Below are 21,819 nucleotides of genomic sequence, written 5' to 3' on the forward strand. Positions count from 1 at the left end.
GCGGATTACTGAGGCGGCCAATGCGTTTCGTAAGCTTTGAGGAAGTGGCTGCGCGCCTGAAGGGTAAGCGCATCGCTGTCGTTGGCAGCGGGCCTGGCAGCCTGGACAACGAGCCCGGTTTCGTGGACAGCCATGACATCGTGGTCCGTGCAAACAACTACAAGACCGGCGACAACCAGGGCTTCCGGACGGATGTGCATTACTCGTTCTACGGCACCTCGATTCGTAAGACGCGCGAAGAGTTGGCCGGTGATGGTGTGACGCTCTGCATGTGCAAGTGCCCCAACTCGAAGCCGATCGAATCCGAGTGGCATGAGCGCATGGGCAAGCAGGTTGGCATTGATTTCCAGTACATCTACCGGAACCGAGCGCCATTCTGGTTTTGCGACACCTTTATTCCGGACGATGCACATTTCTTGCGGTCGTTCGAACTACTTGACCGGCACATCCCGACGACTGGCTTCTCGGCCATCTTGGACGTGTTGGCCTGCGAGCCAGCGAATGTTTACCTGACCGGCTTCGATTTCTTCACCTCTGGCATCCACAACGTGGACGAGAAGTGGAAAGCCGGGAATCCGGAAGACCCAATTTGCCACCGGCCGGACTTAGAGGCGGCATGGCTGCGCGCCAACCGTGCAGGACTGACTTTTGATAAACGACTGCAGCAGATCATGGAAGCAAACGATGAACGTTGACCCAGCCTATAAACCTATGTTCTGGTCCATGCAGATGGAAAAACAGGTAGGTGACCGGCTCGATATCGTCATGACCGATCCGGATCTGTTGAAGGTCTATCAGCGGTTCGGCGGCGGCGTGTTCCGCCGATCGAGCGTGTTCCATGGCCTGGGCCGAATGCTGGCGGCGAACGACGTGCGCGGCAAAGTTTGCTTTGAGGTTGGGACATGGAATGCGCTGACCTCGATCGTGCTGTCGAAGCATTTTGACAAGGTGGTCACGGTCGACATCGCCCACAATGACATCAAGCGCGACATCATCAAGTACCTAGGCATCACTAATATCGAGTGCATCGACATCGCAGATAACGCCGAAAAGGCGAAGATCGCGAAGGTCACGGAATTCGATTTCGCCTACCTGGACGGCGACCACGCAAACGACACGTACACGGATTTCGAGCTGGTGAAGCACTGCGGCCGCGCGCTGTTCCATGAGGTGTGGCCATTCCAGGAGCCCGTCTGGAACCTGGTGCACTCCCTGCCCCTTGGTCAAGTGGTGCACGGCGGCTTCGGCCTGGCGCTCTGGGATAGCACGAAGGGCTAGTCATGGATCGGCTCATTGCACACTTCGATGCGGTCGAAGATGGGGATCTATCGCTCTGCGTTTCTGATGGAGTGGCGTTCCAGACCCAGATGCAGGCCGCCCGCGTTCCTTACGACGATGTCTATTTCGACAAATATGCAGCCTACGAGGATACGCCGATTGCCAATGCGCTGAACCGTGGCCGCTGCTCGCTGCTCGCCCGGCACGCCGCCGAGGGTGCAACGGTCCTCGACATCGGCGCCGGCTGCGGGACGTTCGTGCGTGCCGCGGCAGCATGGGGCTTCGAGTCGCGCGGGTTCGACGTGATCCCGAAGACGGTCAATTATCTGAAAAGCATCAAGGCATACGCCAGCGATCCGGCAATGTTCGATGTAGTGACGTTCTGGGATTCGCTCGAGCATATCGACAACCCGGGCGAGGTGCTGGAGAAGATACAACCGGGTTCCGTGGTACTGGTTGCGATCCCGATCTTCGATGATCTGCGCAAGATCCGCGAGTCAAAGCATTACCGCCCTGGCGAGCACCTGTACTACTTCACCGAGGCTGGATTTATCCGCTGGATGGGCCTTCGCCGGTTCCATCTGCTGGAAATCAGCGGCCACGAAACCGACGCCGGCCGCGAGAGCATCGGCGCGTACGCCTTCTACCGGGACACCTATGAAGTCCAGTCGCTTTAATCGCCGGGTTTCGGTGCTGCGCAAGTCCACTTCGCAGGATAACCGCGGCGGCGAGGTGGTTCAATGGGTGCCGCTTGTGGCGTTGCCTGGTAGCCCGGTGCTTCCGGAGCGCTGGTGGGCGGAGGTGCAGGATGTGCTGCCGTCGCGCGCCGAGCGGGTGGATGGCGCCGTGGCTCTGGGCGAGGGTATGACTCGGATTCGGATGCGCTACCGGACGGACATTGACGCCACCATGCGCATCACCGTCCATGGCGACATCGACCAGACCTATGAAATTCGCTCCGGCCCTGCAGAAATCGGCGGGCCAAAGGATCGCATCGAAATGATATGCGAACGGTATTCCACCAAGATTGAGCCGCCCGCAGATGACTGATTCGATCACTGTCAAGATGACCGGGATACCCGAGTTTAGCGCACGGTTGCGCGCTCTCGGTATCGACATGGAGCGCAAGATTGTGCGCGCCGGTGCCCTGGCGGCCGGCATCGTGTTCCGAAACGCGGCCCGCGAAAATGCGCCATCGCTGAAACCTAATACCCGACGCAAGGATCGGACTCCGGGCGCACTGAAGAAGTCTATCTACGCCACGCGGTCGAAGAGCAAGTCGAAGCCGGGATTGGAAACCATCGTGGTTGCGGCAAGGGCCGGTTCGAAGACGAGCAAGAAGGGTGTCGCAACCGCGTTCTACTGGCGCTGGGTCGAGGATGGGCACGTTGCTCGCGGCCCGGGTGGCAAGCTGAAGGGTGGCAATCGTAGCCGTGCGCTGCAGCGATCGCGCCTGAAAGCCGGCGGCAAGTTTGTTCCCGGCGTTGCATTCCTGAGGCGAGCCTTCCAGGGTAAGCAGGATCAGGCGGTCGCTGCATTCAACAAGCGCATCGAAGCCCGTATTGCAAAAGCACAGAAAGCACTGAATGAGCGCTGAATCCATAGTCTACGCCGCACTGAATGTGGTTGGCGTGACGACGCACGTCGGTAGCAATATCTGCGCAGCGATTCTGCCGCAAGGGAGGAAGCTGCCGGCCATCGTCTACGTGCGGACAGGCACGGAGAACACGACGACCATTCACAGTGCCGCGCCCGTTGCTTCACTGGTAACGATGGACATCTGGTGCATCGCAGAGAGCTTCGCCAAGGCGGAGGACATTGCGGACGCGGCGGAGGTCGCGATGGTGCCAGTCGTAGGCTATCCGGTCGACCGGCGCCAGGAAGTTGACCCGGAAACCGAGGCTCTGATTACGATCCTCACTTACAACATCTGGACATGAGCCCTTCAACCAAAAAGCTCCACGAGCATCTGATCCGCCTGGTGCGAGGCATCGTCAACGCCTGGGAAACCTGGCTGAAGGAGCAAACAAAGCAGTAACCCCAATTTAGCCCGCAGGCAGCCACGCGACCGCCCTCGCTGCCAAGGCCGGCTGAACGACAACCACGAGCCCGCAGTTGGCCATCACCGTAAGGTGCCCGCCAGCTACATGCCGCCTCGTCTTCATTGATGAGGAAGCATTATGACCAACGTAGTGAAATGGAGTGGCGTACAAGTCGCCATTCAATCCGACCTGGCTGCCGCCGATACGATCTCGGCAATCACCAAGGCAAATCCCGGTGTTGTCACCGCAACCGCACACGGCCTGAACAACGGCGATTACGTGAAGCTGACCGTCCAGGGCATGTTCCAGGTTGACTCGCGCGTGTTCCGCGTCGCGAACAAGACGACCGACACGTTCGAACTGGAAGGCGAAAACACCACCAACTACGACACGTTTAGCTCCGGCTCTGCCGAAGCAATCACGTTCGGCACGACCATGACTACCGCCGTGGGCCTGCAGGCTTCCGGCGGCGACTTCGATTTCATCGACGTCACGACCATTCACGACAACGTGAAGAAGCAGGTACCGGGCACCGCCGCAGCCGGCGTGTACACGTTCGACAACCTGTGGGACCCAGCCGATACCGCGCTCGCAGCACTGAAGTCGGCGTCGGACAACCAGGCGCAGCGCTGCGTCAAGTTCCGCTTTGCTGGCGGCCAGATCGTCGCCTTCAACAGCTACATCGGCTTGACCATGCTGCCGACCGGTAACGCCCAGGACAAGGTGACGACTCCGATGGTCGCAACTATGTTCGGACGCCCGACGGTATTCGCGTCGTAATCACCCGCTGTGCGCAGCGGCTGGCGGTCGCGCTGCGCACAGTTTTTCAACCAACGTAAGGAACCGCAATGGAATTGCTGAAGAAGTCAGATGTAAAGCCGGTCACCCTCATCGAAGAAGTGGTGCCGGTACCGGAGTTGGGCGGCAGCGTCATCGTACGCAGCGCCGGCCTGTCTGAGCGCATGACTCTTTCGTTCTCGCCGCAGAACGGGAAAAAGGACTTCGCCCATATGGCTAATCTGCTCGCGGTCTGTGTGTTGGATGGCGACCATGAGCCACTGTTTAGCCCGGCTGAATGGGAAGCCTTCGGATCAAAACACCTCGCCGCGGCATGCGGGCTGTGGGATGCCGCTTGGCGCCTGTCCGACTTTAATGGGGATCAAGCAGCAAAAAACGAGAAAGCCCCGAACTCAGACTAGCGATGCTGCTAGCCCTGAGGATGGGGCGAACTCTGGGGGAATTATGCGAAAGCATGTCCTCCGCTGAATTCAGCCTGTGGGTCGAGGCGTACAAAGACGACCAGTGGGGCGAGCAAAGCGCTTACTGGCGGGCCGGCATGGTGGCATCCACTGTCGCCAACTTCGCCGGCAAGCAACTCGCCGCAAACGGCAACACCAAACCGCAAGACTTCATGCCGAACTTCGGCGACGAAGAAACCGAACCGCAGGAACCGGACCCGGTTGCCTTCTTCACCGCAATAGCCAATGCAACGGAATTTAAACAGGGATAGCGATGCCATTACTGAGCATTGACATCGAGGCGCGTTACGCGAAGTTCCAGGACGCTATGTCTCGGGTCGAGCAAACGGCCAAGAAGTCGGCGACGAATATTCAGGGGGCTTTCACGTCCCTGAACTCCACGCTGGCGGGCTTGGGTGTTGGCTTGTCTGCGGCAGGACTGGTGGCGATCGTAAAAAATGCCATCGACGCGTCCGATCACCTCAATGATCTGTCGAAAAAGACAGGTGTGACCGTTGAAGTGCTGGGAGGCCTGGGCTTTGCCGCTGCACAAGCAGGCGGAGATCTGGAAAGTATCGCCGCTGCCGCCGGGAAGCTTAATAAGTCGATTGCCGAGGCGGCGTCGGGTAATGCGGAGACTGGCGCTGCGTTTTAAGGCGCTTGGCATTTCCGTGCAAGATGCATCCGGAAAGTTGAAGACCGCCGACCGGGTAATTGCGGAGGTTGCCGATAAGTTTGAGGGCTATGCCGACGGTCCTGAAAAGGCTGCGATCGCGCTCCGCCTGTTTGGCAAAGCGGGAGCTGACATTATCCCGCTGCTGGATGACGGCGGCGATGCACTGCGCCGCAACATCGAATACTTCCAGCGGTACTCGGGCGTCACGCAAGAAACAGCGGAGAAGGCAGATGCCTTCAACGACACCCTCGAGAAGATCAAACTGCTCTCGGGCGCAGCGGGCAACCAGGTTGCCGCAGAACTCCTGCCGACTCTGCAAGCATTGGCCGATCAAATGCTTCAGGTTAAGGAGAGCTCAGCAGGCTTCAGTGGCGTAGGTAAGGCGATTGCGACGGTTATCGAGGCCGTGTCCGCACTTGGCGTCAACACGTCTTATGTCTTTAAGCAGGTTGGCAATGAGATTGGCGGCATTGCTGCGCAACTCACCGCACTGAGCAAGCTGGACTTCAGCGCCTTCCGGAAGATCCGCGAGGCAATGAAGGAAGACGCAAAGGCGGCGCGCGAAGCGGTCGATAAGCAGACCGATCAAATTCTTAACCCGAAGGCTGAACCCGCCGGCAAGCCGGAAGAAAAGCCCAAGACCAAACCGGCGGCGCCACGCCTGCCAGGCGAAGACGGCGGAGCCAAGATCCTAGAGGGTCAACTGAAGGCACTGGATCGCCTATCCGATCGCGAAAAGGAAATCCTCTCGGCGCGTAATGAATTCCTCCAGACCTACTATCAACAAGACCTGATCTCGATCCGCGACTATTACGAGGCTCGCAGGGCGGCCGCTGACGAAGCGCTGCAGGTCCAATCCGCAAATATCGACAAGGAGATCGCTCTCCTCAAGGCCCGCCGAGGCAAGGATGCGAACGAACAAGCAGAGAACCAGTCGAAAATTAACGAACTCGTGGACCGCAAAGCGAAACTGCAACTGGAGGCTGGTCGCGATGCAATCAAGTCGACCATCGAACAGGCTGCGGCATCGGATCAGCTCGCCCGATCTATCGCTGACATCAACACGCAGTTGCTTGAGCAGCAGGGGCTTTCCGGCGAGGTGGCCGCACGCCGCTTTGATGAGCAGAATCGCCTTTTGCGCCAGCGCCTGGAGACTGAACTCGCTGCCGCCCAGAAAAAGCCTGACAGTGACGGTATCACCACCATCCGAGGTTCGCGCGCGCTGAATGCGCTTGATAGACTGCGCGACATCGCGATCGCCCAAGGCAAGATCAACGAGCTACAGGAAATCGGTGCCCGCATCCAGTCCGATCTAAGCATTGCCAGCGATCGCGCTCAGATCGCAGCGGAAAACGGAAGCATCACCGAACTGGAAAGCCTGCGTCAGATCAGTGACGCCCGCGCCCAATCGGTAGTTGACCTCCAGGCGGTTGCCACGGCATACGCCCAGATGGCCGCCCAGACTGGCAATCCGGCCATCGTCCAGCGTGCCAAGGAAATGCAGGTCGAGGTGGAGAAGCTGGCTGCGTCTGCTGACCTAGTGCGCGCCAAGTTCCAAGATACGTTCTCCACCGGCTTCGAATCGTTCTTCGACAAACTAACCTCGGCACCGCGACGATCCGCGATGCCTTCAAGGCGATGTTCCAGGACATCACCTCCGAAATCAACAAGATGGTGGCGCGTGACCTGTCGAAGGAGTTGTTCGGCAAGGGTGGTGGCTTGAGTGGGATTGTTGATTTCGCCTCGGAGATCTTTGGCGGAAAGAGTAAAACGCCTGATGCTGCCAGCGCGGCTGTTGCCTCTGCGGCAAAAGCAGCCGGTGCGGCGCCAGAGGTTGCGGCCTCTACAGCCGCCGCAGCAGCACTAGCATCGCTTACGACCGTGACTACGGCCGCAGATAGCTCACTGATCACGCTGGCGACTACGACCATTGCTGTCGATACGGCATTAACCACGCTGGCCGCCTCCGCGCTGACTGCATCGGTAGCGATGTCAGCAGTGGCGGCGAAGGGTGCTAGCGATGGTGCTAGCGGCATCTTTGATCTTGTAAAGGCGGCAGCAGCTTCCGCGAAGGGAAACATCTTTGTTGGCGGCGGCATCATCCCATTCGCCAAGGGCGGCGTACCGGACATCGTCAAGGCTCCTCGATACTTCCCGATGGCCGGCGGCAAAACTGGCCTTATGGGTGAGGCTGGGCCCGAGGCAATCATGCCGCTGGTTCGTGATCACGAAGGCAAGCTGGCCGTTCGGATGCTCGGCGAGCGCGGCGCCATCGGAACGCTGCAGCTTGGGCGCGATGCATCTGGCCGCCTGGCGGTGCATGCGGCAAATGATTCCTCCATTCAGAAGTTCGCCGTGGGCGGTGTGTTCGGCGGGTTGTCACCCAACTTTAAGACAAATGCAAGCTCGATCCAGATGCCGAGCACCCAGAGTATGTCCATGACTCCCGGCGCTGGCGCTGAGCGCATCGCCATGGTTACCGGCGGGGCGTCCAAGCAGGAAATCAACGTCAACGTCCCGGCCGGCACTTCGCAGGCCAGCGCGAGCCAGGTCGGCGCAGTCACAGCGAGAGCCATCGCGCGCTCCAATAGGCGGAACAACTGATGTCCTTCCTCGAAACCCCATCCTTTCCGGATCAGTTGGCCTATGGTCTGGTCGTCGGCCCAATCGATTCGCGCACCCGGATTCGCACGCAATCTGGACAGGTCACAATCAACCGAAATTGGACGCACTACCTGACCAAGTTCGACGGTACGACCACGGCCAGAACGCAGGCGCAGCGCAACGAGATCGACGCGTTTTTTCGCGCTGTCGGCGCTGAAGGTTTCCGGATAAAGGACTGGTCCGACTATTCCGCCGGATCGTCTGGTGTCTGCACCCTGATCAGCGGGAACAACTATCAGCTTGGCAAGACCTATGTCGCCGGCTCGAGCACCTACACCCGCAAAATCCAGAAGCCGCGGAATCGGACGTTGTCGATCGCCGGCGGCGGCTCGTACACGGTCGACTACACGACCGGCATCGTGACGCGCAACTCGGGCGCCGCGCCGACCACCTGGACCGGGGAATTCGATGTGCCGGTGCAGTTCGATGAGGACGAGTTGGTATGGCAGATCACCACGCGCGCCGCCGGTGGCCTGATGTATGTGGCTGACAACCTGATGATGACGGAGATGCGTCTGTGAAAAGCATGTCCTCGGAATTGAAGGCGCATTTCGCGCAGCCTGTCACTTCGATTTGCCATTTGGTCAAAATGACTCGCCGCGATGGCTTCATTCTGGCGGTTACGCCAGATTATGACCAGAACATCACTTTTGACGGAACGACCTACATATCGGCCTTCGGCGTAATTCCCACCGCCGCCGAAACCAGCGCCGCCCTGAACGTTGACACCATGGAGGTAACGGGCGCACTGCAGGCCATGGGCGTCAATGAAGCAGATATCGCGGCAGGGTTGTGGGACCTATGCGAGGTGCACCCGCTGCGTGTGAACTACATGGACTTGTCCATGGGCGCCGAAATATTGAATCGCTACACCTTCGGCGAGATCTCGCTCGGCCGGTCTTCGTTCACGGCCGAATTCCGTGGCATCACGCAAAAGCTGCAGCAGACTCTAGCCGACGTGGTCAGCCCGACTTGTAACGCAAACCTGTTCGATGCGCGCTGCGGCGTCCTGGAAACCGAAGGCGTCTACAAGTTCAGTACCCAGGCCATTACCACCGCGACCAGCCAGCGACAGTTCACGGTTTCCGCACTGACGCAAGACGCGGATTTCTTCACGGCCGGCAAGGTGACGTTTAGCTCCGGCGCGAATGCTGGGCTGTCGATGGAGATTAAACAGCACTCTGCGGGCGGCGTGATCGTCCTGCAAGAGCCGATGCCGTATCCGGTCGCGGAGGACGACGAACTGACGGTGTGGGCCGGCTGCCGGAAGCGCGCGACCGAGGATTGCCTCGGCAAGTTCGACAACATCATCCGGTTTAGGGGATTCAACAAGATCCCCGGCCAGGATCAAATGTACAAGGGCGTCTGATGCGCAGAGAAGATCTAGTCGCCGCCGCCTTGTTGATGGTCGGAACCCCGTTCCACGCGCAAGGCCGCGCCCCCGGTGTCGGCCTGGACTGCATCGGTGTGGTCGCGTGCGCCGCGCGCCAGTGTGGATATGAACCACAAGACCGCCAGGCATATCCGATGCGTCCGAATGGCGAGCTGCAGCCGGCGCTTGAAGCGCAGTTGGAGCGGGTAGGCCAGCCCGAGCCGGGCGATGTACTGCTGATGGCGATCGACGGGGCTGAGCCCCACCACGTCGCTATCTACATCGGCAATAACGAAATTGTCCACGCATTCATCACCGCCCGAAAGGTGGTGAAGCAGACCTATACCGAACACTGGCGCCGCATGGTCGTCGCCGTCTATCGCTTCCCTGGAGTCGAATAAATGTCTTTGCTCGGTACCGTAGCAGCGGCGGTTACGTTCGCCATCACGGAGAATCCAAAATTCGCGCTGATGGCCTATTCCATAGGCTCCGGGATTGATGCATATGCAAACCAACCCGACCGCATTGGCCCGCGCCTGGACGACCTGCGCACGCAGATGTCGGTGTATGGCAACCCGATTCCTTTCGAGTATGGCTGCAACCGGCACGCCGGTACGGTTATCTGGCCAAGCATCCTGGAAGCGGTCGAGCATGAGACGACCGAGAGCGCAAAGGGCGGGCCGGAGCAGCACAATTTCACCTATACGCTGTCGCTCGCGGTTCTGGTCTGTGAAGGGCCGATCGCGGGTATCCGCCGCATCTGGGCAAACAAGAAATTGATTTACGATGTCTCGGTTGCGAACGAAGGTGCTACGCAAGATCCTGCTGTCGGCGCAATCCGCTTCTACAACGGCACCGAGGATCAGGAGGTCGACCCACTGATCGAAGCAACGGACGGCCCGAGCCCGGCATACCTTGGCTATGCCTACGTCGTTTTCGAGGACTACGACGTGACGGAGCTGGGAGGCCGCCCTCCGCAGTTCGAATTCGAAGTGGTTTCTGCAGGCACGAGCGACATTCCGGACGCCGTCACCTTCGGCGATCATTACGGTGTAACGGGTAGTGACGCCGCGTTCAACTGGTCGATGGATAGCAACGGTATATGGGTTGCGACGACGACCGGGCATGCGGTGTTCGATGAGGATACCGGGCAATACATTATCGACCCCGGAACAAACCGTGCTCAATTTCAGCAATACGACCCTCTCACCAGGCAACTGCTATGGGCCTATAACGTTCCGATCGTCGGCGGCAGCTACGAATATCTGATCCAGGGCGCAGCCGTCTGCTCGGGTGGGTATTTCTTCGTGGGTCGAAACTCGGCTGGCGTGGACGGCCAGAATTATGCGCTTGGCGTGGCGGTTAATACGTCGACCCGGGAAGTATTCCCGATGGTATGGGAGTGCATCCATAATGGCTTCAACGACGTGTTTTACTGGCCTTCCGTCCCGGTTCCAGTCCTCGAAAACAACAAGGTCTATTTCGCGGGCGGTAATGGTTTGTCATCCGGGTTTAGCGTCGGCTTCATGCCGCGCAGCCTGGAGAGCGAGGAAAACCCGGGAACCTACACCCACTACACGGCGGACTTTACGGTAACTCCGCCGCGGTGGAATGCGCCTCAGTCGTGGCGGCAATCGCGCGGTCTTTCCTCATGCCCAGCTGGTGAGTCGTTCGATGGCGTGAGTATGACCCTGCCGGACTGGGCGTACAAGGTCACGACCATCAGCAACCCGAACGCGGCCATTGTTCAGGGCTACGGCGGCTATATCACTTGGGTGGGGCATGGTCCGCGCGTAACGGGTTTCGACACTACGGCGCCATCCATCCAGCACTCCGACACGCTGCCAAGCAACCCCGCCGAAATGCCATGCATTGCGTGGGATGAGGTCAATCAGACGATCTGGGCGTTCGTAAAAGGGCCCGCCACATCCAACTATTCCCGCCTCTACAGCATTGTCAATGGCAGCAGTTCGCTGATTGTCACCGATACCGGCTTTGAACTGCCAGCTATACCAGGCGAAGCCCAAAGTAACGACGTAAAAGGGATGTGCCTGGACGAGGCAACCGGCCATCTTCGCCTGCTCGTGGGCGGCGGTGTCGGCAATCCGGCCTACATGATGCTGGTGGACCCGTTGGCGGAAAGCATTGTCGATTCGTTCACGCTGTCCACCTCTGTCCCGAGCGCCCGCGGCCCGATGTTCGATGTACCGAGCGAACGCAAGGTGATTTACTCCAGTGGGTATGACCTCTACGACATCCCTTATGGGACACCCATCGAGCCGGCTGACGTCTTACTGAGCGACATCGTCACCGACATTTGCCTGCGCGCCGGGCTGGAAGAATCCGACATCGATGTGTCGCAACTGACCGACCTCGTAAAGGGTTATATCGTCCCGCGCCAGATGACGGCCCGCGCTGCGCTCGAACCGCTGCAGCAAGCCTATTACTTTGACGCCGTCGAGTCCGAAGGCAAGATCCGGTTCGTCAAGCGCGGCTCCTCAACCGTGACCACCATTCCGGCAGACGACCGCGCGGCACACGAGCCAGGGCAGGATATGCCTGCCAGCCTGGAGGTGCTGCGCGCCTTCGAGACTGAATTGCCGATCCAGTGTGACGTGGAGTACCCGGACTTTGATGCGGACCACCAGATCGGCAACCAGTACGACAGGAGACTCACGAAGGACACGCGCCACCGCATCAACCTGCAATTGGCAATCGTGATGAATGCGGTCAAGGCCAAGGAAATCGCGAGGACGACGCTGTATCAGGCATGGCAGAACAATTCGTTCAGGTGGACCACGACGCGCAAGTACTCCTATCTGGAGCCGACCGACATCGTCAGCCTGCCGACAGATTCCGCTACCTACCGCGCCCGCATCACGAATCGCCGCGACCAGCCCAACGGGATCATCGAATGGGAAGGCGCGCAAGAGGCGGTCGAGGTGTACTCGCAATCCGGTGCCGATGGCGTGACGCCGCCGTATTCGCCGCAATCGGTGTACGTGGCTGATCCAACCCTACTTGAGTTGCTGGATATCCCGCTGCTACGCGATGAGGACAACGATGCAGGATTCTACATAGCCATGGCGGGGCAAGCATGAGCTGGGCTGGCGCGCAAGTATTCAAGAGCGCTGACGGCTCGACCTATGATGGCGTTCTCTCGTCCTCGTCCGCATCGATCATCGGGCAGGCATCGACCGTGCTGGGCGACTTCGCCGGTGGGAATGTGTTCGACCACACGAACAGCGTGACGATCGCACTACTGATGCCCGGCGAGCTATCGAGCTACACCAAGCCCCAGGTATTGAACGGCGCCGGGGCTATCGCCCTGAGCGTTCCGGGCGGCTGGGAGATTGTGCAATACATGACCGCCACGCTGCTGTCTCCAGGCGTTTATCAGCTTTCAGGCCTGTTGCGCGGCCGGCGCGGCACCGAGTGGGCAATCGGCCGGCATGCGGCGGGTGACACGTTTGTCTTGCTGACGACCACCGCCTTGCGCCGGATGAACTTCGGGACATCGGAGATTGGACTTGCTCGCAGCTACAAGGGCGTCACGTTCAGGGCCAAGTTATCCGATGCAACGGCGCAGAGCTTCACGAATCGCGCCGTAGGCCTCAAGCCTTACGCACCGGTCCACTTGACCGGATCGCGCGATGGATCGAACAACCTGACGATCAGTTGGACCCGCCGCACCCGCATCGGCGGCGAGTGGCGCGACTTCGTGGATGTGCCGATTGGTGAGGAATCACTTCAATTCGTCGCGGAAATCTGGAATGACGACTTTACGACGCTGCTGCGCACCATTTCCAGCATCACCACGACCAGTACCACTTACAGCGCCGCAGATCAAACCACTGACGGCCTGACGCCGGGTGATCCGGTTTCCGTTCGTATCTATCAAATCAGCGCCGTTGTCGGACGGGGCTCAGTTCTGGAAGGCCAAGCATGACCGATACCGCAAACCTTGCCGTCACCAAGATTGACAGCGCTCAGGCGCAAAAGGAAGTGACCGCGAACGAGGCGTTCGATGTCTTTGACGCCGCCTTGTCGGGTCTCACGAAAGCCCTTTCGGACGCGAACTACACACTGTCCACGGCCACCGTGCCGCAGGAATGGCAATACGGCGTCATCAAGTTCACCGGCACGCTGACGGCGGGGCGTAACATCATCGTCCCGACGAACAAGAAGCAGTACACCATCATCAATGCGACCTCTGGCGGCTTTGCGCTGACCGTGAAGACCAGCGGCGGAACGGGTGTGGCGGTATCCGCTGGCGTCATCACGACAGTCTACTGCGATGGAACGAATGTGGTGGCAGTCACGCCGGGCGCCGGTGCGGGCACCGTCACCAGTGTGAATATCACCGCCCCGGCGGCGGGCATCACGGTAAGTGGCGGCCCGGTCACGACTTCCGGCGCTATCACGCTAACTCTGGCTGATGACCTAGCCGCGCTGGAGGCGCTGTCCGGCACGGGCATCCTGGAGCGCACCGGAGCGAATACCTATGCGCTGCGCATACTCGATACCGATGGCACGATGGCGGCCAACAGCGCCACCAGGATTCCGAGCCAATCAGCCCTTGTCACCTACGTTGACTCCCGGATTACCGGTGGCGCATCGGACGTGATGATCTTCAAGGGGCTCATCGACTGCTCCTTGAATCCAAACTACCCGGCAGCCGATGCGGGCAACTTGTATAAGATCAGCGTGGCCGGTAAGATCGGTGGCGTCTCTGGTCCGAACGTCGAGGCCGGGGATACGATTTACTGCATTACCGATTCCTCAGCCTCCGGGACGCATGCTGGCGTCGGCGCGAATTGGGCAATCACACAGGTCAACCTTGACGGCGCAGTGACCGGGCCGGCATCGGCGACTGATAATCACGTTGCGTTCTTCAATGGCGCAACCGGCAAGATTGTCAAAGACAGCGGCTTGACGCTTGCCGGCACCAATACTGGCGACGAAACCGCGACCACCATTGGCGCGCTGATTAGCAGCGCGAGCGCCAAGACGACGCCAGTCGATGCCGACTACCTGGGCCTGATGGACAGTGCGGCATCGAACATCCTGAAGAAGGTTAGCTGGGCGAATATCAAGGCGACACTTAAGAGCTATTTTGATACCTTGTACGCGCCACTGACGCAGCCAGCCGTGCTGTCGTTCTTCTACCCTGGCGCACCGACAGCAAGCGCACTCGTTGGACACCTTATCGCGCCGGCCGGCATTTCGACGCTGACCTTCGCCGCGGCAATCGCCGGCAGTTCCGGCAAGGCGCTCACAGCAGCCACCGCGCAGACCGACTTCGATGTGCGCAAGAACGCTACCACCAGTTCAGGCGGTACCAGCGTAGGGACCATCCGATTTGCCGCATCCGGAACCGTGCCTACCTTCATCGCGGCATCTGGCTTCTCGCTCACAGGTGGCACCGACTACCTAACGGTCTGGGCGCCTGCTACTCCAGATGCCACCCTCGCCGACATCGGCGTGGGCCTCTACGCAACGCGCTAACCCTCCCGAACCTCCTGTTATCCGCTTCGCCGCGGAGGCTCCTGCACATCCCGAGGATTTCAAATGTCCGATATTAAACAGAAGTACCCAGCATCGAATGCTGACACCGTCGCGCTGACCATCACGCTCGCATCGCTGGCGACCGACTCGAATCTGCGCACCGGCCGCGAGGGCGCGCATGTGGACAACCGCAGCAACCTGGACACGGACCACTTGGTCAGCGGCATGATCACGGTTGGCACTTCGCCGACGGCGGGCAAGGTCATTGAGGTGTGGGCCTACGCGCCCATTTCGATCAGCAGCGGCACGCCGACCTACCCGGATGTATTTAGCACCGGTGACGCGGCCAAGACGGTGACGAGCGACAACGTAAAGAATTCCGCGCTGCGCCTGGTCTGGTCCACGGCCATCGATAGTACAAGCGACCGCTCTTACTACATCCCGCCGACATCGATTGCGAGCCTGTTTGGCGGTGAATTGCCGCCCTATCGGGGCGTCTTCGTCACACACAATACTGCCGTGAACTTGAATTCCACAAGCGGCAACCAGGCTATCAACTACCACCGCATCCAGAAGCAGACGGTGTAAGTATGAAGTGGCTCCGCAACGGTAGGATTAAGCCGGTTAGCTCGGCGCAGTTGAACAGGGCAAGCCCCTTCGCGCGCGATGCTGTGATTCACGCTTTCAACGACGCAAGCCTTGTACCGCTGGGATATGTAACGCAGGGGCTGCGCGGGAGTATGGTTGGTACCGGCATAGGCTTCGCGCAGAGCAATGGCATGCCGGCTATACGCTTGACGGCGACGAACGACTATATCGAAATCGACCCTAACGCGCCAAACCCACGCTTGCAGAGCACCGCATTTACCTTGCTGGTTGCGTTCCGTCAGGATAACTTCGCGGCCGTCAGCACGCTGGTTGAGAGCGATTATGCATTCACATCGACCACGAACAGTTTTCAGCTGAGGGTTGAAACGAACGGCACCATCCTGGCCGTCAAGGATAACGTCGCCGTGATCTCTGCCAGTTCCTCTAGCGATCCGATCGTGAAGCTGGGGAAGGTCTGCGTGCTTGCTGTCTCATATGACAACACGACCTGCAATATGGCCTTGGATGGGTATGACATTACCCAGTCCACATCGGCCCAGACGGTGTCGAGCAATTACCACTACGCGCTCGGTATCAAATCGGGCGACAGGCCAGACGAGAATACTCGCCCACTTGATTTCTACCTATTCGGGTATTGGCCGCGGGCGATGTCGCGCCGGGACCTCGTACAGCTTTCGAGAGATCCTGGACAGCTATTTGAACGCCGGCACCAGCTATGGCTTCCGCCGAGCGACACCGTGATCGTATCTGGGCGCCGTCCGCAAGTCTTCACGATGACCTAGTCATGCAATTCCAAGCCCGCTTCTTTGACGAAAATCCCAGTGATTCGAGTCTGCTTACTCACGTCCGTGAATGGAAAATCGCGGTTGCTGATGATGCGTCGGGCCGCGAGTTGGTACGGGCGGCAATGCGGGCTTGTGCGTGGCCCGATGTGCCTTACAAGGTCAAGTTCCATCAGTTCGGACATTGGGTGAAGGTGGAGGTTGATATTGCGGAGCGCCCTGACCAACTGATATCGATCATGGTCGAGGATGTTTCGCAGAACTTTACCGCACGCAGCTTTGCATATAGAGCCCCCACGAAATCGCAGATCGCGCAGGCAGTGCATACGCGCCTAGCGATGCTGGGGGTTTTCGTGGTCTGCCTGGCTGGGCTACTGGTGATTATTCCCAGACATCTTTGGTGCGCGATCGCCAATCCAGATAAGGCGATGGGAATCGCCGTGGCGATCGACCGCGCCGCCAATGGCGCTCTTAACGGCGACCCGAACGAGACGGTTTCCAGCCGCGCCCACCGGGCCCGCCTGAATAAGGAACGCTGGGGATGCTGGCTTTGCAAGGTGCTGGACTGGATCACCAAGAACCACTGCCGGGATTCGGCAGGGAAGTGATAACCGCCTTCGGGCATTTACCGGGGAAGTGTATGGACTGGATGCAGGTCGCATTGGGCGCGTTGGCGCTCCTGAATATCGTCGGGGTCGGCTTTGCCAAAGTCCTTCACTCCAACTTCCATGAGGTCAAGAAGCGAGGCGAGACGACAGCACGCGAGCTGGCGGAATTCAAGCTCCACTGCTCGGAAACCTACTCCACGAAGGACGACTTGACGAAGGCCATCGAGCAGTTCAGCCGGTCCATCGACGCCGTGTTCCAGAAGCTGGAGCGCATTGAAGACAAACTTGATAAGAAGCAGGACAAAGAATGAAAGACTTCCTCCGCGGCTTGAGGCGCCATCGCGCGCTATTCCTCTTTGGTGGCGCGATCATCGCCGCACTGCTCTCGTTCGAGTCCGATCCTGACGGCGGGCTCTCCACGCTGCTCGGCGGGCTGGCGGTCCTGCAGGGTGTTTGGGCGGTTGGCGCGTCGCATTGGGCGCGCAAGGCCCTAATGGACTATCCGGAAGCCGACATGCGCAGCCTGTTCCGTAAGGCTGGACAGAGCCCGACCGGCGCCGGCCTGGCGCTGATCGCGGTGGCCGTGATGTTCGTCGGGTTGCTGGTCGTGTTTGCTCCGCGCGCCCATGCCGGCGAGTTGCCGCCCGGTGCGCTGAAATATGGGACCGTCCTGAAAGCCGAACAGATGCGCTATTGGCCCGGCCATCCGGATCCGGCAATCCTTGGCGCCCTGGTCGAGCAGGAATCGTGCGTCAGCCTCAAGTCCTCGCGTTGCTGGAATCCGGCAGCCAAGCTGAAAACCGACCGGGAAGAGGGCGCCGGCATGGGGCAAGTAACCCGCGCATACCGCGCTGATGGATCTCTGCGTTTCGATACCCTGGCCGATTTAAGCAAGCGTTACGCCCCGCTGGCCGACTGGTCCTGGGGTAACGTCTACCAGCGGCCCGACCTCCAGCTGCGCGCCGTGGTCCTCCTATCCAAAGAATCAGCCATGCCATTCCGTGCGGCGCCGGCCATGCTGGAGTTCGGTGATGCTGGCTACAACGGCGGGATCGGCGGCGTACAAAAGGAGCGTAGGGCCTGCCAGATGACAAGAGGTTGCGACGCCGGCCGATGGTTCGGTCACGTGGAGGCGCATTGCCTCAAGTCGCGGCAACCGCTGTACGGCAGCCGGTCGGCGTGTGACATTAACCGCGAGCACGTCACGAACGTGATCCAGGTTAGGCGCTCGAAGTACGTGCCGCTGCTGGGCGGGTAGCATCATGGACCCGCGTATCTCGGGGCGGCATCGCCCTGATTGTCGGCGCGTTCGCCGCCGGCTGGTTTGTGAACGGCTGGCGCCTGGATGCAAACCATGCCGAGGCCATCGCCACCCTCAAGCAAGAGCGCGACGACCTAGCCACGCAGGTCCGCGAGCAGAGTCACGCCGTGGACAAGATGGTAACCCTGTCTGAAGCCGCCGACAGCCGTCGCAAGCTGGCTGAAGACCTGACCCGCGCCACAATTGCCAGTGCCGACCGCCGCGGCGCGGCTGCCGCCTCCAGCAAGGCAACAAACTGTGATGGCGTGATGCGCGATGCGTGGGGTGCGAAATGAAGTGGCTCCTGATCCTGTTGCTGGCCGGCTGCGCCACGAAACCCATCACCGCCGACAAGCCGGTGTACGCGCCCTGCGTGAAAGACGTGCCTGCGCGGCCAGTGGAAACCTTCGGTGAAGGCGAATACCCGGGCGAGGTCCAAGCCTCGAAATCGGCCGTCATCGATTTGTCGACCTGGAAGAAATACGCCCTGCAGCTTGAGGGCGTCATTGCCGGTTGCGTGCCCAAATGACCACCATCGTCTGCGACCGCAAGAGTATGGCAGCAGATAAGCGCATTTCCGGCGATGGCGTCACATTCAAGACGGCCAAGATCCACCGCGTGCGCGGCGCCCTGATTGGCTTCTGCGGCAATCCGGAGCAGGCGCTGCAGTTCATCGAATGGCGCCGCAACCCTGGCGCCAAGCCGACTTTCGCAGAACCGAGCTTCGAGGCTATCGAGCTCACGGCTGATGGACAGCTTCTATGGTGGGGCTCCGAAATGATGGCGATCCCCATCCACGACAAGTTTTACGCAATCGGCACTGGGGCTGCATTCGCTCTCGGTGCGATGGCAATGGGCGCTAGCCCGAAATCAGCAATCCAGATCGCAGCACGGTATGACTCTGCCACTGGGGCGGATGTTCAGACTATGACACTGGGCGGGAAACCATGACGACGATTGATCCGAATTTGCGGCAATGGGCTACAACGCGTGATCTGCAGTACATCGATGCGATCCATGAGAAAAAAGGCATAGCCGGCGCCGCCCGCGCAATGAAGGTGACGAGAGGCACGATCCAGGAGGCTATCAAGCGGCTGAAGGCGAGGGCGGCCAAGCAGGGCTACTCGCCCGAGCACGATATGAACAAGATCGTGCCCGATGGCTTCCAGTTGCGCGGCACGTCGACGCTCTACGACGAAGCCGGCAAGCCGAAGCTCCAATGGGTCAAGACTACGATCGATGCGGAGCGCCAGGAGGAGCTGGTTCGTCAGATGATCCAGACCATGAGCGAGGACGTGCGTGGCCTGGCTCCCATCACGCCGGCACCGAAGTCCTTCGTCAAGGATTTGTTGGCCGTGTTCCCGATCGGCGATCCGCACATCGGCCTGCAGGTTTGGCAGCAAGAATGCGGTGATGCCTTCGATCTAAAGATTGCGCGAGAAATGACGCTCGCTGCGGTCGACCGACTGATGCAGTCGGCGCCGGCGGCGGAGACGGGCGTGATCCTGCTGCTCGGTGACGTTTTCCACATGAACGACCAGACCAACAGCACGCCACGGTCAAAACACCAGCTGGACGTAGATAGCCGCTATGTGAAGGTCCTGAAGGTCGGCATCGAAACCTACCGGCACGCCATCCTGAGGGCGCTCCAGAAGCATAAGAAAGTCGTAGTGCGATGCGTTCAGGGCAATCATGACCCGGAGGCTATCTGGGCTCTGGCCTATACGCTGGACGCATTCTTCGATAACGACAAGCGCGTCGAAGTCGACCTGCATCCGTCGCCATTCTGGTATTACCGCTTCGGCAAGGTCCTGATCGGCTCCACGCACGGCGACAAGGTCACGCATTCCAAGCTGGGCGGCATCATGGCTGCCGACCGGTCGAAGGACTGGGGCGAAACCACGCACCGCTACTGGTACACCGGTCACGTCCACAGCCAGAACGTGACGGAACTCCCCGGCGTGCTGTGCGAGTCGTTCCGGACCCTGGCCGCGAAGGACAGCTATGCCAACGGCCACGGCTACCGCGCCGGCCGCGACATGATCTGCATCGTGCATCATCGTGAGCACGGGGAGATTGAGCGTCATCGAGTCGACGTGGGGATGCTGAAATGACCTATCTGCTCGCCTTCTGCACATCATTCGCCTTTATTTTTTTGAAGGCGTTCCAGCAACTCAACGTGGTAAATAAGCAATATCGGTGGGTGCTGCCAACCTCAATGACCATGGCGGCGTGCGAGGTCTATGTGATTGCCACGACCGCCAAGAACGGCTACGGCTGGATCGTCCTGGCGATTGGCGCGGGCTCCGGCCTGGGTGCTATGGCCTCGATGTGGGTACACGGAAAGGTAACGAAGAAATGAGCGATCCCCGGAACCCCAAGGACGCGATAGCGCGCTCGAAAGTCCCGCTGCACCTCTGGCCTATCTCGGCAACCATGTACGGCTGTTGGGCGCTGTTCTGCGGCAAAACGAAATATGGCGGCTTGAACTGGCGCGCTACGCCCGTCCTCGCCTCAGTCTATTACGGTGCGCTGCTGCGCCACGCCGGCCGCTGGTGGGAGGGGGAGAGCATCGACCCGGATGACGGCACGCCGCACCTTGGCAACGCCCTGGCCTGCCTGGCTATCCTGATCGACGCCTATATCTGCGGCACACTGATTGATGATCGGGCCTTCAATGGTGTGAAGGTGGTCGATAGTCTGAATAGCTTCAATCACCTCGCCCCGGAGATTGAGGCCAAATACGCCGACAAGAATCCCCGTCACTACACCATCGCCGACAGCCATCCGCCCTCCGAATAAGCCGCCACGGCTTTCCGTATCCCCTCGCTGATATTCCCATTCCCCAATCGCTTAGCAGCCTCAATCGTAGCGTCGTCCAAATAGACGTTCATTCGGTGGCCGCCATCCATCTTTGGCGGCGCACCGACCGGACGTTTCTCGCTGGTTTCGTTCTTCTTGTTCATGGTCGTTTTCGTGGTGGCCTACATCCGTTGCCGATGATATCTGCTGCGATGTGCTGCGCCGACCAAAACCAAACTGCTTTTTGTGATTCGGTGGCATCGACATACTCAAGGCTAAGGAGTAAGCACAACAGGTGCTTGGTGCAAATGCCGGTATCCATCTGCTCGATTGTCAGCTCGCGAGCTTTTACATGGTCGGGTAGGGGCATGATGATAATACGCCCCGAAGGGCGCTAGGATTAGTTGGTGTTGCGGGCCTTGCGCTCGACTTCGGCGCGCTTTTCCTTCTTCGCCTTATTGTCCTCATGCTCTAGGCGGTCGAAGTTCTCCAAAATGCGCCGCTTTTGTTTCAGCGCCGCCAGGTCTATCACTTTTGCTTTCGGTTTCATCATTTCGCCGTTAGGTAGGTGGTTACACCTTCGCGCTTCACGCGCTTCCCGATGGACAGGATGGCGTCAGCGGAAGCTTTATAAGTCTTGCCCATGTAGTTCTGACGCAGCAGCTTGGAGGCGCAGATAACGCCGACATTCAGGATTTCGCCGCCCTCACTCTCTAGTCCGACAGCGCGGGTCAGATTGGTCTTGCCGCAGCAGTCGCACACCGGATAGTCGGTGTTGCCCAGGACTTTGTATTTCTCGCCGCTGTTGATCGCTTTCATGATCTTCTCCGGTTTCGCCGCGCCCAGTGCGCTGCTGCTGAATTAATTATATACACACATAATTAAAGTGCAAGGCGAGTTTTGAGAAATCTAACCGGATGGTTATACTGTATGCATATAC

Annotated in this window: 32 protein-coding genes; 29 read left to right on the plus strand and 3 right to left on the minus strand. The window is 59.5% G+C overall.

Annotated features, from left to right (window positions below):
* Nucleotides 1–20 precede the first annotated feature (20 nt).
* The 29 genes from ACHMW6_RS06415 to ACHMW6_RS06555 all read left to right on the plus strand — a co-directional run bounded on the left by ACHMW6_RS06415 (nucleotide 21) and on the right by ACHMW6_RS06555 (nucleotide 20,879).
* A complete protein-coding gene (locus ACHMW6_RS06415) occupies nucleotides 21–695 on the plus strand; it encodes a hypothetical protein (RefSeq protein ID WP_395406300.1) in 675 nt (224 codons plus the stop codon).
* A complete protein-coding gene (locus ACHMW6_RS06420; protein ID WP_395406301.1) occupies nucleotides 685–1,278 on the plus strand; it encodes a hypothetical protein in 594 nt (197 codons plus the stop codon). The genes ACHMW6_RS06415 and ACHMW6_RS06420 overlap by 11 nt, the downstream gene beginning before the upstream one ends.
* Nucleotides 1,279–1,280: 2 nt before the next feature.
* Nucleotides 1,281–1,955, plus strand: coding sequence for a class I SAM-dependent methyltransferase (locus tag ACHMW6_RS06425; RefSeq protein ID WP_395406302.1), 675 nt, complete (start codon nucleotides 1,281–1,283; stop codon nucleotides 1,953–1,955).
* On the plus strand, nucleotides 1,936–2,328 hold the full coding sequence (locus ACHMW6_RS06430; RefSeq protein WP_395406303.1) for a phage head closure protein: 393 nt from the start codon (nucleotides 1,936–1,938) through the stop codon (nucleotides 2,326–2,328). Before ACHMW6_RS06425 ends, ACHMW6_RS06430 begins: the two co-directional genes overlap by 20 nt.
* A complete protein-coding gene (locus ACHMW6_RS06435) occupies nucleotides 2,321–2,875 on the plus strand; it encodes an HK97-gp10 family putative phage morphogenesis protein (protein WP_395406304.1) in 555 nt (184 codons plus the stop codon). The genes ACHMW6_RS06430 and ACHMW6_RS06435 overlap by 8 nt, the downstream gene beginning before the upstream one ends.
* Complete coding sequence (locus ACHMW6_RS06440; protein ID WP_395406305.1) at nucleotides 2,865–3,218, plus strand: hypothetical protein; 354 nt, start codon at nucleotides 2,865–2,867, stop codon at nucleotides 3,216–3,218. Before ACHMW6_RS06435 ends, ACHMW6_RS06440 begins: the two co-directional genes overlap by 11 nt.
* 240 nt (nucleotides 3,219–3,458) lie before the next feature.
* The gene (locus ACHMW6_RS06445; RefSeq protein WP_395406306.1) at nucleotides 3,459–4,100 is read left to right on the plus strand and encodes a phage tail tube protein; all 642 of its coding nucleotides are present in this window, start codon (nucleotides 3,459–3,461) and stop codon (nucleotides 4,098–4,100) included.
* 68 nt (nucleotides 4,101–4,168) lie between these two features.
* Nucleotides 4,169–4,519: a hypothetical protein gene (locus ACHMW6_RS06450; protein WP_395406307.1), complete on the plus strand. Its 351-nt coding sequence runs from the start codon at nucleotides 4,169–4,171 to the stop codon at nucleotides 4,517–4,519.
* Nucleotides 4,520–4,572: 53 nt separating this feature from the next.
* The gene (locus ACHMW6_RS06455; RefSeq protein ID WP_395406308.1) at nucleotides 4,573–4,830 is read left to right on the plus strand and encodes a hypothetical protein; all 258 of its coding nucleotides are present in this window, start codon (nucleotides 4,573–4,575) and stop codon (nucleotides 4,828–4,830) included.
* 2 nt (nucleotides 4,831–4,832) lie between these two features.
* Nucleotides 4,833–5,213 (plus strand): hypothetical protein, encoded by a 381-nt coding sequence (locus ACHMW6_RS06460; RefSeq protein WP_395406309.1) that lies wholly within the window; start codon nucleotides 4,833–4,835, stop codon nucleotides 5,211–5,213.
* Nucleotides 5,188–6,957, plus strand: coding sequence for a hypothetical protein (locus ACHMW6_RS06465; protein ID WP_395406310.1), 1,770 nt, complete (start codon nucleotides 5,188–5,190; stop codon nucleotides 6,955–6,957). The genes ACHMW6_RS06460 and ACHMW6_RS06465 overlap by 26 nt, the downstream gene beginning before the upstream one ends.
* On the plus strand, nucleotides 6,873–7,838 hold the full coding sequence (locus tag ACHMW6_RS06470) for a hypothetical protein (protein WP_395406311.1): 966 nt from the start codon (nucleotides 6,873–6,875) through the stop codon (nucleotides 7,836–7,838). Before ACHMW6_RS06465 ends, ACHMW6_RS06470 begins: the two co-directional genes overlap by 85 nt.
* A complete protein-coding gene (locus tag ACHMW6_RS06475) occupies nucleotides 7,838–8,419 on the plus strand; it encodes a DUF2460 domain-containing protein (protein ID WP_395406312.1) in 582 nt (193 codons plus the stop codon). The genes ACHMW6_RS06470 and ACHMW6_RS06475 overlap by 1 nt, the downstream gene beginning before the upstream one ends.
* Nucleotides 8,420–8,424: 5 nt before the next feature.
* Nucleotides 8,425–9,267 (plus strand): DUF2163 domain-containing protein, encoded by an 843-nt coding sequence (locus ACHMW6_RS06480; protein WP_395408547.1) that lies wholly within the window; start codon nucleotides 8,425–8,427, stop codon nucleotides 9,265–9,267.
* Nucleotides 9,267–9,671: a C40 family peptidase gene (locus ACHMW6_RS06485; RefSeq protein ID WP_395406313.1), complete on the plus strand. Its 405-nt coding sequence runs from the start codon at nucleotides 9,267–9,269 to the stop codon at nucleotides 9,669–9,671. Before ACHMW6_RS06480 ends, ACHMW6_RS06485 begins: the two co-directional genes overlap by 1 nt.
* The gene (locus tag ACHMW6_RS06490; RefSeq protein ID WP_395406314.1) at nucleotides 9,672–12,371 is read left to right on the plus strand and encodes a phage tail protein; all 2,700 of its coding nucleotides are present in this window, start codon (nucleotides 9,672–9,674) and stop codon (nucleotides 12,369–12,371) included.
* Nucleotides 12,368–13,219, plus strand: coding sequence for a hypothetical protein (locus tag ACHMW6_RS06495; protein WP_395406315.1), 852 nt, complete (start codon nucleotides 12,368–12,370; stop codon nucleotides 13,217–13,219). Before ACHMW6_RS06490 ends, ACHMW6_RS06495 begins: the two co-directional genes overlap by 4 nt.
* A complete protein-coding gene (locus ACHMW6_RS06500; RefSeq protein WP_395406316.1) occupies nucleotides 13,216–14,778 on the plus strand; it encodes a hypothetical protein in 1,563 nt (520 codons plus the stop codon). The genes ACHMW6_RS06495 and ACHMW6_RS06500 overlap by 4 nt, the downstream gene beginning before the upstream one ends.
* A gap of 63 nt (nucleotides 14,779–14,841) precedes the next feature.
* A complete protein-coding gene (locus tag ACHMW6_RS06505; RefSeq protein WP_395406317.1) occupies nucleotides 14,842–15,366 on the plus strand; it encodes a hypothetical protein in 525 nt (174 codons plus the stop codon).
* Between the two features lie 2 nt (nucleotides 15,367–15,368).
* Complete coding sequence (locus ACHMW6_RS06510) at nucleotides 15,369–16,169, plus strand: hypothetical protein (protein WP_395406318.1); 801 nt, start codon at nucleotides 15,369–15,371, stop codon at nucleotides 16,167–16,169.
* Between the two features lie 2 nt (nucleotides 16,170–16,171).
* Nucleotides 16,172–16,777: a hypothetical protein gene (locus tag ACHMW6_RS06515; protein ID WP_395406319.1), complete on the plus strand. Its 606-nt coding sequence runs from the start codon at nucleotides 16,172–16,174 to the stop codon at nucleotides 16,775–16,777.
* A 32-nt stretch (nucleotides 16,778–16,809) separates the two neighbouring features.
* Nucleotides 16,810–17,088 (plus strand): hypothetical protein, encoded by a 279-nt coding sequence (locus tag ACHMW6_RS06520; protein ID WP_395406320.1) that lies wholly within the window; start codon nucleotides 16,810–16,812, stop codon nucleotides 17,086–17,088.
* Entirely contained in the window at nucleotides 17,085–18,035 is a 951-nt protein-coding gene (locus tag ACHMW6_RS06525) for a hypothetical protein (protein WP_395406321.1), read from the plus strand. Before ACHMW6_RS06520 ends, ACHMW6_RS06525 begins: the two co-directional genes overlap by 4 nt.
* A 68-nt stretch (nucleotides 18,036–18,103) precedes the next feature.
* The gene (locus ACHMW6_RS06530) at nucleotides 18,104–18,373 is read left to right on the plus strand and encodes a hypothetical protein (protein WP_395406322.1); all 270 of its coding nucleotides are present in this window, start codon (nucleotides 18,104–18,106) and stop codon (nucleotides 18,371–18,373) included.
* The gene (locus ACHMW6_RS06535) at nucleotides 18,370–18,606 is read left to right on the plus strand and encodes a hypothetical protein (protein WP_395406323.1); all 237 of its coding nucleotides are present in this window, start codon (nucleotides 18,370–18,372) and stop codon (nucleotides 18,604–18,606) included. The genes ACHMW6_RS06530 and ACHMW6_RS06535 overlap by 4 nt, the downstream gene beginning before the upstream one ends.
* Entirely contained in the window at nucleotides 18,603–19,028 is a 426-nt protein-coding gene (locus ACHMW6_RS06540) for a hypothetical protein (protein ID WP_395406324.1), read from the plus strand. The genes ACHMW6_RS06535 and ACHMW6_RS06540 overlap by 4 nt, the downstream gene beginning before the upstream one ends.
* Nucleotides 19,025–20,191, plus strand: a complete 1,167-nt coding sequence (locus ACHMW6_RS06545; RefSeq protein ID WP_395406325.1) for a LysR family transcriptional regulator — start codon at nucleotides 19,025–19,027, stop codon at nucleotides 20,189–20,191. Before ACHMW6_RS06540 ends, ACHMW6_RS06545 begins: the two co-directional genes overlap by 4 nt.
* Entirely contained in the window at nucleotides 20,188–20,439 is a 252-nt protein-coding gene (locus ACHMW6_RS06550; protein WP_395406326.1) for a hypothetical protein, read from the plus strand. The genes ACHMW6_RS06545 and ACHMW6_RS06550 overlap by 4 nt, the downstream gene beginning before the upstream one ends.
* Entirely contained in the window at nucleotides 20,436–20,879 is a 444-nt protein-coding gene (locus ACHMW6_RS06555; protein ID WP_395406327.1) for a dATP/dGTP diphosphohydrolase domain-containing protein, read from the plus strand. The genes ACHMW6_RS06550 and ACHMW6_RS06555 overlap by 4 nt, the downstream gene beginning before the upstream one ends.
* On the opposite strand, the gene ACHMW6_RS06560 is transcribed toward ACHMW6_RS06555, so the two are convergent.
* The 3 genes from ACHMW6_RS06560 to ACHMW6_RS06570 all read right to left on the minus strand — a co-directional run bounded on the left by ACHMW6_RS06560 (nucleotide 20,843) and on the right by ACHMW6_RS06570 (nucleotide 21,698).
* Nucleotides 20,843–21,043 carry a CopG family transcriptional regulator gene (locus ACHMW6_RS06560; RefSeq protein WP_395406328.1) on the minus strand — a complete coding sequence of 67 codons (201 nt, stop codon included), beginning with the start codon at nucleotides 21,041–21,043 and terminating at the stop codon, nucleotides 20,843–20,845. The genes ACHMW6_RS06555 and ACHMW6_RS06560 overlap by 37 nt on opposite strands.
* A 236-nt stretch (nucleotides 21,044–21,279) precedes the next feature.
* Entirely contained in the window at nucleotides 21,280–21,429 is a 150-nt protein-coding gene (locus tag ACHMW6_RS06565; protein WP_395406329.1) for a hypothetical protein, read from the minus strand.
* Complete coding sequence (locus tag ACHMW6_RS06570; RefSeq protein WP_395406330.1) at nucleotides 21,429–21,698, minus strand: hypothetical protein; 270 nt, start codon at nucleotides 21,696–21,698, stop codon at nucleotides 21,429–21,431. The genes ACHMW6_RS06565 and ACHMW6_RS06570 overlap by 1 nt, the downstream gene beginning before the upstream one ends.
* Nucleotides 21,699–21,819: the final 121 nt, after the last annotated feature.

Source organism: Pseudoduganella sp. UC29_106 (assembly GCF_044055365.1).
Taxonomy (GTDB): Bacteria; Pseudomonadota; Gammaproteobacteria; order Burkholderiales; family Burkholderiaceae_D; genus Rugamonas.

Coding starts and splice junctions, on each gene's coding strand:
- ACHMW6_RS06415 (WP_395406300.1), top strand. CDS start 21: ATGCGTTTCGTAAGCTTTGAGGAAGTGGCTGCGCGCCTGAAGGGTAAG.
- ACHMW6_RS06420 (WP_395406301.1), top strand. CDS start 685: ATGAACGTTGACCCAGCCTATAAACCTATGTTCTGGTCCATGCAGATG.
- ACHMW6_RS06425 (WP_395406302.1), top strand. CDS start 1,281: ATGGATCGGCTCATTGCACACTTCGATGCGGTCGAAGATGGGGATCTA.
- ACHMW6_RS06430 (WP_395406303.1), top strand. CDS start 1,936: ATGAAGTCCAGTCGCTTTAATCGCCGGGTTTCGGTGCTGCGCAAGTCC.
- ACHMW6_RS06435 (WP_395406304.1), top strand. CDS start 2,321: ATGACTGATTCGATCACTGTCAAGATGACCGGGATACCCGAGTTTAGC.
- ACHMW6_RS06440 (WP_395406305.1), top strand. CDS start 2,865: ATGAGCGCTGAATCCATAGTCTACGCCGCACTGAATGTGGTTGGCGTG.
- ACHMW6_RS06445 (WP_395406306.1), top strand. CDS start 3,459: ATGACCAACGTAGTGAAATGGAGTGGCGTACAAGTCGCCATTCAATCC.
- ACHMW6_RS06450 (WP_395406307.1), top strand. CDS start 4,169: ATGGAATTGCTGAAGAAGTCAGATGTAAAGCCGGTCACCCTCATCGAA.
- ACHMW6_RS06455 (WP_395406308.1), top strand. CDS start 4,573: ATGTCCTCCGCTGAATTCAGCCTGTGGGTCGAGGCGTACAAAGACGAC.
- ACHMW6_RS06460 (WP_395406309.1), top strand. CDS start 4,833: ATGCCATTACTGAGCATTGACATCGAGGCGCGTTACGCGAAGTTCCAG.
- ACHMW6_RS06465 (WP_395406310.1), top strand. CDS start 5,188: ATGCGGAGACTGGCGCTGCGTTTTAAGGCGCTTGGCATTTCCGTGCAA.
- ACHMW6_RS06470 (WP_395406311.1), top strand. CDS start 6,873: ATGTTCCAGGACATCACCTCCGAAATCAACAAGATGGTGGCGCGTGAC.
- ACHMW6_RS06475 (WP_395406312.1), top strand. CDS start 7,838: ATGTCCTTCCTCGAAACCCCATCCTTTCCGGATCAGTTGGCCTATGGT.
- ACHMW6_RS06480 (WP_395408547.1), top strand. CDS start 8,425: ATGTCCTCGGAATTGAAGGCGCATTTCGCGCAGCCTGTCACTTCGATT.
- ACHMW6_RS06485 (WP_395406313.1), top strand. CDS start 9,267: ATGCGCAGAGAAGATCTAGTCGCCGCCGCCTTGTTGATGGTCGGAACC.
- ACHMW6_RS06490 (WP_395406314.1), top strand. CDS start 9,672: ATGTCTTTGCTCGGTACCGTAGCAGCGGCGGTTACGTTCGCCATCACG.
- ACHMW6_RS06495 (WP_395406315.1), top strand. CDS start 12,368: ATGAGCTGGGCTGGCGCGCAAGTATTCAAGAGCGCTGACGGCTCGACC.
- ACHMW6_RS06500 (WP_395406316.1), top strand. CDS start 13,216: ATGACCGATACCGCAAACCTTGCCGTCACCAAGATTGACAGCGCTCAG.
- ACHMW6_RS06505 (WP_395406317.1), top strand. CDS start 14,842: ATGTCCGATATTAAACAGAAGTACCCAGCATCGAATGCTGACACCGTC.
- ACHMW6_RS06510 (WP_395406318.1), top strand. CDS start 15,369: ATGAAGTGGCTCCGCAACGGTAGGATTAAGCCGGTTAGCTCGGCGCAG.
- ACHMW6_RS06515 (WP_395406319.1), top strand. CDS start 16,172: ATGCAATTCCAAGCCCGCTTCTTTGACGAAAATCCCAGTGATTCGAGT.
- ACHMW6_RS06520 (WP_395406320.1), top strand. CDS start 16,810: ATGGACTGGATGCAGGTCGCATTGGGCGCGTTGGCGCTCCTGAATATC.
- ACHMW6_RS06525 (WP_395406321.1), top strand. CDS start 17,085: ATGAAAGACTTCCTCCGCGGCTTGAGGCGCCATCGCGCGCTATTCCTC.
- ACHMW6_RS06535 (WP_395406323.1), top strand. CDS start 18,370: ATGAAGTGGCTCCTGATCCTGTTGCTGGCCGGCTGCGCCACGAAACCC.
- ACHMW6_RS06540 (WP_395406324.1), top strand. CDS start 18,603: ATGACCACCATCGTCTGCGACCGCAAGAGTATGGCAGCAGATAAGCGC.
- ACHMW6_RS06545 (WP_395406325.1), top strand. CDS start 19,025: ATGACGACGATTGATCCGAATTTGCGGCAATGGGCTACAACGCGTGAT.
- ACHMW6_RS06550 (WP_395406326.1), top strand. CDS start 20,188: ATGACCTATCTGCTCGCCTTCTGCACATCATTCGCCTTTATTTTTTTG.
- ACHMW6_RS06555 (WP_395406327.1), top strand. CDS start 20,436: ATGAGCGATCCCCGGAACCCCAAGGACGCGATAGCGCGCTCGAAAGTC.
- ACHMW6_RS06560 (WP_395406328.1), bottom strand. CDS start 21,043: ATGAACAAGAAGAACGAAACCAGCGAGAAACGTCCGGTCGGTGCGCCG.
- ACHMW6_RS06565 (WP_395406329.1), bottom strand. CDS start 21,429: ATGAAACCGAAAGCAAAAGTGATAGACCTGGCGGCGCTGAAACAAAAG.
- ACHMW6_RS06570 (WP_395406330.1), bottom strand. CDS start 21,698: ATGAAAGCGATCAACAGCGGCGAGAAATACAAAGTCCTGGGCAACACC.